The sequence below is a fragment of the Frankia sp. CcWB3 genome (assembly GCF_977927595.1).
In genome coordinates this window covers 1-8,368 of the sequence record NZ_CDWRCK010000189.1, presented here as the reverse complement: position 1 = coordinate 8,368, position 8,368 = coordinate 1, and the positions used below count along the sequence as shown (strand labels likewise).

The 8,368-nt window shown below is 73.2% G+C and carries 8 protein-coding genes and 1 pseudogene; 2 read left to right on the top strand and 7 right to left on the bottom strand.

Annotation, left to right across the window (positions count from 1 at the left end):
* From ACY5KJ_RS14440 to hisD, 7 genes and pseudogenes are all read right to left on the bottom strand, one after another.
* Positions 1-197: pseudogene (locus ACY5KJ_RS14440) on the bottom strand (ABC transporter ATP-binding protein); the annotation flags it as partial.
* A 19-nt stretch (positions 198-216) separates the two neighbouring features.
* On the bottom strand, positions 217-984 hold the full coding sequence (gene hisF / locus ACY5KJ_RS14435; RefSeq protein WP_462203582.1) for an imidazole glycerol phosphate synthase subunit HisF: 768 nt from the start codon (positions 982-984) through the stop codon (positions 217-219).
* Positions 985-1,099: 115 nt separating this feature from the next.
* Positions 1,100-1,846 (bottom strand): bifunctional 1-(5-phosphoribosyl)-5-((5-phosphoribosylamino)methylideneamino)imidazole-4-carboxamide isomerase/phosphoribosylanthranilate isomerase PriA, encoded by a 747-nt coding sequence (gene priA / locus ACY5KJ_RS14430; RefSeq protein ID WP_462203581.1) that lies wholly within the window; start codon positions 1,844-1,846, stop codon positions 1,100-1,102.
* A 107-nt stretch (positions 1,847-1,953) separates the two neighbouring features.
* A complete protein-coding gene (gene hisH, locus ACY5KJ_RS14425; RefSeq protein ID WP_462203580.1) occupies positions 1,954-2,586 on the bottom strand; it encodes an imidazole glycerol phosphate synthase subunit HisH in 633 nt (210 codons plus the stop codon).
* 56 nt (positions 2,587-2,642) lie between these two features.
* Positions 2,643-3,230, bottom strand: coding sequence for an imidazoleglycerol-phosphate dehydratase HisB (gene hisB / locus ACY5KJ_RS14420; protein WP_462203579.1), 588 nt, complete (start codon positions 3,228-3,230; stop codon positions 2,643-2,645).
* 82 nt (positions 3,231-3,312) lie between these two features.
* Complete coding sequence (locus ACY5KJ_RS14415) at positions 3,313-4,524, bottom strand: histidinol-phosphate transaminase (protein ID WP_462189009.1); 1,212 nt, start codon at positions 4,522-4,524, stop codon at positions 3,313-3,315.
* Positions 4,521-5,816 carry a histidinol dehydrogenase gene (gene hisD, locus ACY5KJ_RS14410; protein WP_462203578.1) on the bottom strand — a complete coding sequence of 432 codons (1,296 nt, stop codon included), beginning with the start codon at positions 5,814-5,816 and terminating at the stop codon, positions 4,521-4,523. The genes ACY5KJ_RS14415 and hisD overlap by 4 nt, the downstream gene beginning before the upstream one ends.
* 72 nt (positions 5,817-5,888) lie before the next feature.
* Between hisD and ACY5KJ_RS14405 the strand changes: the two genes are divergently transcribed.
* On the top strand, positions 5,889-7,715 hold the full coding sequence (locus ACY5KJ_RS14405; protein ID WP_462203577.1) for a bis-aminopropyl spermidine synthase family protein: 1,827 nt from the start codon (positions 5,889-5,891) through the stop codon (positions 7,713-7,715).
* Between the two features lie 93 nt (positions 7,716-7,808).
* Positions 7,809-8,368 (top strand): response regulator transcription factor (locus ACY5KJ_RS14400; RefSeq protein WP_462203576.1); only part of this gene is annotated, 560 nt, incomplete at its 3' end.

Genomic DNA, 8,368 nt, shown 5'->3' with positions numbered 1-8,368 from the left:
GCCCAGGACCGGTGCAGGCGCTGGTACACGCCGCGCATCGCGATCAGATCCCGGTGCGGACCGCGCTGGACGATCCGCCCGGCGCCCACGACGACGACGGTCGAGGCGCCGGCGCGTTGCCGCAGCCCGGCGAGGATCGCCGCCTCCACCCGGGAATCGGCGCTCGTGGTGGCGACGGCGAGGACGAACAGCCGCACGCTTGGACACAGTTACCGTCTATCGGCGCACAGGTACGCCCGCGCCCCGCAGCGCCGTCTTCACCTCGCCGATGCGCAGCTGCCCGAAGTGGAACACGCTCGCCGCGAGCACCGCGTCCGCGCCCGCGCCGATCGCTGGCACGAAGTGGGCCAGGTCGCCGGCCCCGCCGCTGGCGATCACCGGGACGTCGACCTCGGCACGCACCGCAGAGATCATCTCCAGGTCGTAGCCGTCCCGTGTGCCGTCGGCGTCCATCGAGTTGAGCAGGATCTCCCCGGCGCCGAGCTCAACCACCCGCACCGTCCAGGCCACCGCGTCGATGCCGGTGCCCTTGCGGCCGCCGTGCGTCGTGACCTCGAAGCGCGGGCCGCCGGGACCGGGTGAGCGCCGGGCGTCCACCGAGATGACGATGCACTGGTTACCGAACCGATGGGCGCACTCGCGCACCAACTCGGGCCGGGCCACCGCCGCCGTGTTGATGCCGACCTTGTCGGCCCCCGCCCGCAGCAGGCGGTTCACGTCGTCGACCGAGCGAACCCCGCCACCCACGGTCAGCGGGATGAACACCTGTTCGGCGGTCCGCCGCACGATGTCGTAGGTGGTCTCCCGATCGCCGCTGGACGCGGTGATGTCGAGGAACGTCAGCTCGTCGGCACCCTCGGCGTCGTAGAGGCGCGCCATCTCGACCGGGTCGCCGGCATCGCGCAGGTCCGTGAAGTTCACGCCCTTCACGACCCGGCCGGCGTCGACGTCGAGGCAGGGAATCACCCGGACCGCGACGCTCATCGACCCACCGCACCCGCACACCCGTTCCCTTGCCTATCCAGAGGGATTTTTCGGGCACAGAACCCTCTGGAAAGGCAAGGAAGCCGGCGGGAAGACCAGCGCCGGCGGGGAGCCGTCACGGGGTCACGGCCTTCCCCGCGTTCCCGGCGTTCCCGGCGACGGCCAGGGCCTCGGGCAGCGTGAAGGCGCCGGCGTAGAGCGCCTTGCCGATGATCGCGCCCTCCACTCCGGGCACCGCGGCGATCGCGGTGAGGTCGTCGAGCGTGGCCACGCCGCCGCTGGCGGCCACCGGCCGGCTGGTGGCCGCGGTCACGGAGCGCAGGAGCTCGACGTTCGGCCCGGTGAGCGTGCCGTCCCGGCGCACGTCCGTCACCACGTACCGGGCGCAGCCATCGGCGTCGAGGCGGGCGAGCACAGCGAACAGCTCTCCGCCGTCCCGCGTCCAGCCCCGGGCCGACAGCGTGGTCCCCCGGACATCGAGACCGACCGCGATACGGTCGCCGACCCGGTCGATGGCCCGGCGGACCCAGGCGGGATCCTCGAGCGCGGCCGTACCGATGTTGACCCGGGCCGCGCCGGTGGCCAGCGCCGCGTCGAGCGAGGCGTCGTCGCGGATGCCGCCGGAGAGCTCGACGGCCACGCCCACCGCGCGTACCACCTCGGCGATGAGCTCCCGATTCGACCCCCGGCCGAAGGCAGCGTCGAGATCGACCAGGTGGATCCACTCGGCGCCGTCGCGCTGCCAGGTCAGCGCCGCCTCCCGCGGGTCGCCGTACGAGGTCTCGGAACCGGCCTCACCCTGGACAAGTCGAACGGCCCTGCCGTCGGCCACGTCCACGGCGGGCAGCAGAGTAAGCGTCACATCGGCCACCCTACGGTCCAGCGGGGCGCTGGAGCCGCTCTATTACGGGACATCCGCCCTCGCGTTCACGCTCACCCAGGACAGGGCTCACCCAGGACAGGGCTCACTCAGGACAGGCTGCCGAGCCAGTTCGCCAGCAGGTGCGCCCCGGCATCCCCGGACTTCTCCGGGTGGAACTGGGTCGCGGCGAGCACACCCCGCTCGACGGCGGCGGCAAACGGCTCGCCGTGCTCCCCCACGGTGTCCCCGGCGGCCGGATCGGCCTTCGCCGCATACGAGTGGACAAAGTAGAACCGTGTGTCCGCGGGCAGCCCGGAGAACAGGATCGATCCGGCGGACGGCGCCACAGTGTTCCAGCCCATGTGCGGCAGGATATCGGCGGCGAGCCGGCGGACCTCGCCAGGGATCACACCGAGCCCGGCCGTCCGCACCCCGTGCTCGTCACCGAGCTCGTACAGCACCTGCATCCCGACGCAGATCCCGAGCACGGGCCGTCCCGCCGCTACCCGCTCCCGCACCACGGGCGCGGCGCCCACGGCGCCGATGCCTGCCATACAGGCCGCATAGGCGCCCACGCCCGGTACGACCAGGCCCGCGGCGCCGCGGGCCACGTCAAGATCCGCGGTCACCGTCACGTCGGCGCCGACTCGGGCGAGCGCGCGCTCGGCCGACCGCAGGTTTCCCGAGCCGTAGTCCAGGACGACCACCCGGGGACGCCGGCCGGGTCCGTCTCCGGTCACAGCACACGGGTCTGGTCCGGGCGGCCGCGGCGCCGGGCGGCCGGGTCCGTCTCCGGTCACAGCACACCTTTCGTGGAGGGTATCCCGGCGACGCGGGCGTCGAGCGCCACCGCGTCGCGCAGGGCCCGCGCGACCGCCTTGAACTGGGCCTCGACCACGTGATGGGCGTTGCGGCCGGACAGCACCCGCACGTGCAGCGCGATCCGGGCGGACGCGGTGATCGACTCGAAGATGTGCCGGGTCAGCGTCGTGTCGTAAGTTCCGATCACCCCGACGAGATCCGGTTCGGCGTGCACGCAGTACGGCCGGCCGGACAGGTCGACGGCGGCCTGGGCGAGCGCCTCGTCCAGCGGGACGGTGGCATCCCCGAACCGGCGGATACCCGCCTTGTCGCCGAGCGCCTCGCGCAGGGCGGACCCGAAGGCGATCGAGGTGTCCTCGACGGTGTGGTGGGCGTCGATGTGCAGATCCCCCCGGGTACGCACGGTGAGGTCGAACCCGCCGTGCTTGCCGAGCTGGGACAGCATGTGGTCGAAGAACGGGACGCCGGTGTCCGACGAGGAGATTCCCGTCCCATCGAGGTCGAGCTCGACCAGGACGTCCGACTCCAACGTCTTGCGTTCGATTCGCGCGGTGCGTGCCATCGGGGGCTTCCTCGGTCTCTGTAGGTCTCAAGCCGTGCCAGGGGCTCAGGCCGTGCCAGGGCGCTCGGGCCGTGCCAGGGGCTCAGGCGGTAGCGAGGCTGATGACACCGTCCGCGCCGATGACGCTGCCGGTGAGGGTTCTGCCCAGCGCCCCGAGAAACGCGTCCACCTCGTTCGGCAGCCCGGCGGTGACCCGCAGCCAGCCGGTCAGACCGACGTCGCGGACCAGCACCCCCGCGTCCAACAGGCTCTGCCACACCGCCCGCTGATCAGCGAACCGGCCGAAGAACACGAAGTTGGCATCGCTCGGAGCCAGCCGCAGACCGAGCGCCGGCAGCTCCCGGACGATGCGGTCGCGCTGGGCCTTGACCGCCTCCACCGTGCCGAGCAGCTCGTCGGCGTGCGCGAGCGCCGTGCGCGCGACGGCCTGGGTGAAGCTCGACAGATGGTAAGGCAGCCGCACCAGGTGCAGCGCGCCCACCACGGCGGGGTGCGCGGCGAGATAGCCCACCCGGGCACCGGCCAGCGCGAACGCCTTGCTCATCGTCCGGGTGACGACGAGCCGCGGATGACGGGGCAGCAGCGTCAGCGTGCTGGGCACGCCGGCCCGCCGGAACTCGGCGTAGGCCTCGTCGACGATGACCATACCGCTGCCGGTGGCCTCCACCGCCTCACAGGCGGCGACGACGACCTCGGGCGGCAGGGCCGTGCCCGTCGGATTGTTCGGCGAGCAGAGGAAGACCAGGGCAGGTCGGTGCCGGGCGATCGCGTCGGTGACCGCGGCCGGGGAGAGCGTGAAGTCCTCCGCCCGCTCCCCGGCCACCCACTCGGTGGCGGTGGCCAGCGCGATGAGGCGGTGCATCGAGTAGGACGGCTCGAACCCGAGCGCCACCCGACCGGGCCCGCCGAACGCCTGGAGGAGCTGCTGGAGGATCTCGTTGGAGCCGTTGGCGGCCCAGACCTGGCTGGTGTGCACGCCGAAGCCGGCATCGGGTGTCAGGTAGTAGGCGAGGTCGGCACGCAGCGCCTCGGCGTCCCGGTCGGGATAGCGGTTCGCCTCGGTGGCGACGAGGGCCGCGGCCTTGCCGAGGGCGTCGACCAGCCCGGCCGACGGCGGGTGCGGGTTCTCGTTGGTGTTGAGCCGCACCGGCACGTCGAGCTGCGGAGCGCCGTAGGGCGAGAGCCCGCGCAGGCTGTCGCGCAGCGGCAGGCCGTCGGCGTCCCACGGGCGCCACGGCCGGTCCTCGGCACCGCTCCCGTCCTCGGCACCGCTCCCGGCCGCTTTGAATGTCATCGGAGTCGAACCTCCACCGCGTCGACGTGAGCTGTGAGGTCCTCTGCCCCGCCGAGCGCGGCGATACGCGGGGCGACGGCGGCGAGCCCCTCCCGCGTGCACTCGACCATCTGGACCTGACGTTGGAAGGTGGTGACCGCCAGACCGCCGGAATGCCGGGCGGTGCCGCCGGTGGGCAGGACGTGGTTGGACCCGGCGAGGTAGTCGCCGAGCGGGGCGGGAGCGTAGTCGCCAACGAAGACCGCTCCGGCGTGGCGCACCCGGGCGGCGACCGCGGCGGCGCCCGTGGTGTGGATCTCCAGGTGCTCGGCGGCCCAGCCGTCCGCCACCGCGAGACCCGCGTCAACGTCCGCGACGAGCGCGACCGCCCCCTGGCCGGCGAGCGACTCCGCCACCCGCTCCCGGTGGCGGGTGGCGGGCACCTGCTTGCCGAGCTCGACGTCGACCCCGTCGGCGAGCTCCACCGACGGGGTGATCAGCAGGCAGGCGGCCATCGGGTCGTGCTCGGCCTGGGCGATGAGGTCGGCGGCGACGAAGGCCGGATCCGCGGTGGCGTCGGCGAGGATCGCGACCTCGGTCGGGCCCGCCTCGGCGTCCACCCCGACAACCCCGCGCAGCAGGCGCTTGGCCGCCGTGACGTAAACGTTGCCGGGCCCGGTGATCACATCGACCGGCGGGCAGCTCGCGGTCCCGTAGGCGGCCATCGCCACGGCCTGGGCTCCGCCGGCCGCGTAGACCTCCTCGACACCGAGCAGCGCGCAGGCGGCGAGGACCACCGGGTGCGGCAGCCCGCCGTTGTCCTTCTGCGGCGGGGAGAAGACCGCGAGCGAGCCGACCCCGGCCTCCTGAGCGGGCACGACGTTCATCACGACGCTGCTGGGGTAAGCGACCCGCCCGCCCGGCACGTACAGGCCGACCCGCTCCACCGGCACCCATCGCTGCGTCACCGTGGTACCGGGCGCGACCTCGATCGCCACCGGCTCCCGCAGCTGCGCACGGTGCACCAGCCGGGTCCGGCGGATCGCCTCGGTCAGCGCGTCGTACACGGCCGGATCCAGGGCATCCGCGGCGGCGGCGAGAACCTGGGCGGGCACCCGCAGGCTCGGCGGGCGGACGCCGTCGAACCGCTCCGCGGCGGCGAGGACGGCCGCGTCGCCACGGTCCCGCACGTCCGCACAAACCGGCCGGACCGCATCGACAGCGACGTCGACGTCGACCGCGGCCCGCGGCAGTAGCCGCCGGATCTCGGCTGCGGCAGGCACCGCGCCACGCAGATCAAGCCTTCTGAGCACGGTATAGAGATTAGCTGGCCTCGGCGGGGACCGGTAGAATCGCAGGTCCGCCGGAGGTGCAAGGCTGGTTGCGTGTCCCCTCTACATCCCCTGTCAGGGCCGGATCACCCGGGCCGGGCGCCGGGTGATCCGGCCGAATCCGGCGAGTCGTTGGCGATCCTGCTGGCGGGCTACCGGGTGCATGCCCGGGCGCCTCGCGCGGCGGTGGCGGCGCTGGCCGAGCAGCCACGCACCCTGCGCCAGCTGGTCCAGAGCTCGGGCCTGCCCCGGCGGAGCGTGGAGGAGATCCTCGCCAGCCTCGGCGACGATCTGCGGACCGGCCCCGACGGGCGTCACGTGCTGCGCCCGGCGTCGATCGACCGCTACCGCGGCCTGATCCGTTATGACAAGCTGAACGGGCAGACCCCGCTCGATCCCCTCGCCGCCGTGATCGCCCGCCACGGCCCGCTGGTCACGACCATGCATGATCTCATCGCTGCCGCGCCCCGACCACGGGCCGACCTCGATCACGTGCCCGCGACAGCGACGACCGTCGTGCGCCGGGCCGGCTGGCTGCAGACGCGTTACGACCTGCGCGGCGCGCATCTGCTGTGCATAGGTGATCATGATCTCACCTCGCTGGCTGCGGTCTCGCTGATTGACGGGCTCACCGTGACCGTCGTCGACATCGACGACGAGCTGCTCGCCTACCTGGACAGCTCGGCCCGGTCGTTGGGCGTCCGGCTGCGGTGCCTCTACGCCGACCTGCGCTTCGGCCTGCCGCCGGCGGTGGTGGGCACGGCCGATCTGGCGTTCACCGATCCGCCCTACACCCCGGAGGGCGTGGCGCTGTTCACCGGGCGCGGTGCGCAGGGTCTCGCGGACCGCGAGCATGGTCGCGTCCTGCTGGCCTACGGGTTCAGCGACCGGGTACCGACGCTGGGTTGGAAGGTGCAGCGGGCGCTGATCGATCAGGGCTTCGTGTTCGAGGCCATCTGGCCAGGCTTCCACGTCTACGAGGGCGCGGAGGCGGTGGGTGCCAGAGCCGACATGTACGTCTGCCAGCCGACCCCGACCACCTGGAAGCAGCTGGACCGCTCGGCCACGGCGGCCACGGCGGCCACAACCGCGACGGCCGCCATCTACACCCGGGGCCGGCAGTCCACGCAGAGCCGGCCGACGCGCCTGACCGCCCCGGTCCTCGACGCGGTGGCCGCCTTCCTCGCCACCGGACCGGCGGGCCGTGCCGTGTTCGTTGGCGAGCGGCGGGAGGTCGACGCGGTCCACGTGCGTCTCGCGACCGTGTTCGACCGGGGGCTGCCCGCGTTCGCCTCGACCGGGCCCGGCGCCTCGACCGAGGACGGAACGGTCAGCGTGGCCACCGACCTGTCGGACGATCCGGGCCCCTGGCTGACCAGGCTCCTCCTGGCGGTCAACGCGGACCGGCTCGCCGTCGTCGTCTCCTCCGATCACCCCGATCTGGGCGTCCGCCGCCGGCGGGCCCAGGGTGACCCGCTGCGGCAGCTGCGGGCGAAGTGGACCGCCACCCCCACCCGGGACCTCGGGGACCTGCGGCTCGTGACGTTCACGGCCGTCGACCCGGCGGCGCTCGGCCCCGCCGACCGGCTCGCCCGGTGGCTGCTGGACCGCCCGCACGGCAAGATCGGCAACGTCTGGCGGGACGGGCTCATCCGGATCGTCCGGGAGGATTCGGGGCGCACGCTCTCCCAGCGCGACGCCCGGGCCGCCGTGACCCGGGTCGCGCGCGATCCCGACCTGCTAGCCGCCCGGCTGATCGATCTTCCCCGGCACGCCCTCGAGGGAATCCTCGCCGCGCTGTCGTCCGGCGACACGCTGCCGGCCGAGCCGGTGAGACCGGGCTGGATCCGGCAAAATGGGCAGACGTTACGAAACGAGTAGATACTGACGGAATCGGAGCTGGCGACGGCGGAATCGCGGTGGCACCCGCGGGGCCGGCGGCCGGACGCGCCCAGTGCCGCCTACTGTCATGCTATGGCGACGCCTGCAGGCAACGGCTCTCGAGCACACGCAGCGGACCTGCAGCGGTATCCCGACCCCCTCGGTGCCCGGGTACTGGTAGTCGAGGACGACGACGGCCTCGGTACCCAGCTCGTGCGCGGTCTGGACCGTGCCAGCTACACCGCCGACCGGGTGCGGACCGGGGAGGCCGCGCTCGCCCGGGTCGACGGCGTGTCCCCGCCCGACCTCGTGCTCCTGGACCTGGGACTGCCCGACATCGACGGCGCGGAGGTGTGCCGGCGCATCCGCGAGCGCGGGGACACCCCCGTGATCGTGGTGACGGCTCGGGGGGACGAGGCGGACCGGGTCGAGGCCCTGGACCTCGGTTCCGACGACTACCTGGTAAAATCATTCGGATTCGCCGAACTGCTGGCCCGGATACGGGCGGTGCGGCGGCGCGCCGTCCGGGCCACCGGTGAGGGCTCCGACGTGGTCCGGCACGGGCCGCTCGTCCTCGACCGGCGCAGCCGGCGGATCTCCGTCGACGGCCGTCCGGTCCAGGTGACGGCGCGGGAGTACGATTTGCTGGCCTT

Excerpts from the sequence above, each read along its gene's own strand:
- hisF (WP_462203582.1), bottom strand. The coding sequence starts at position 984 with ATGAGCGTCGCGGTCCGGGTGATTCCCTGCCTCGACGTCGACGCCGGC.
- hisB (WP_462203579.1), bottom strand. The coding sequence starts at position 3,230 with ATGGCACGCACCGCGCGAATCGAACGCAAGACGTTGGAGTCGGACGTC.
- ACY5KJ_RS14415 (WP_462189009.1), bottom strand. The coding sequence starts at position 4,524 with ATGACATTCAAAGCGGCCGGGAGCGGTGCCGAGGACGGGAGCGGTGCC.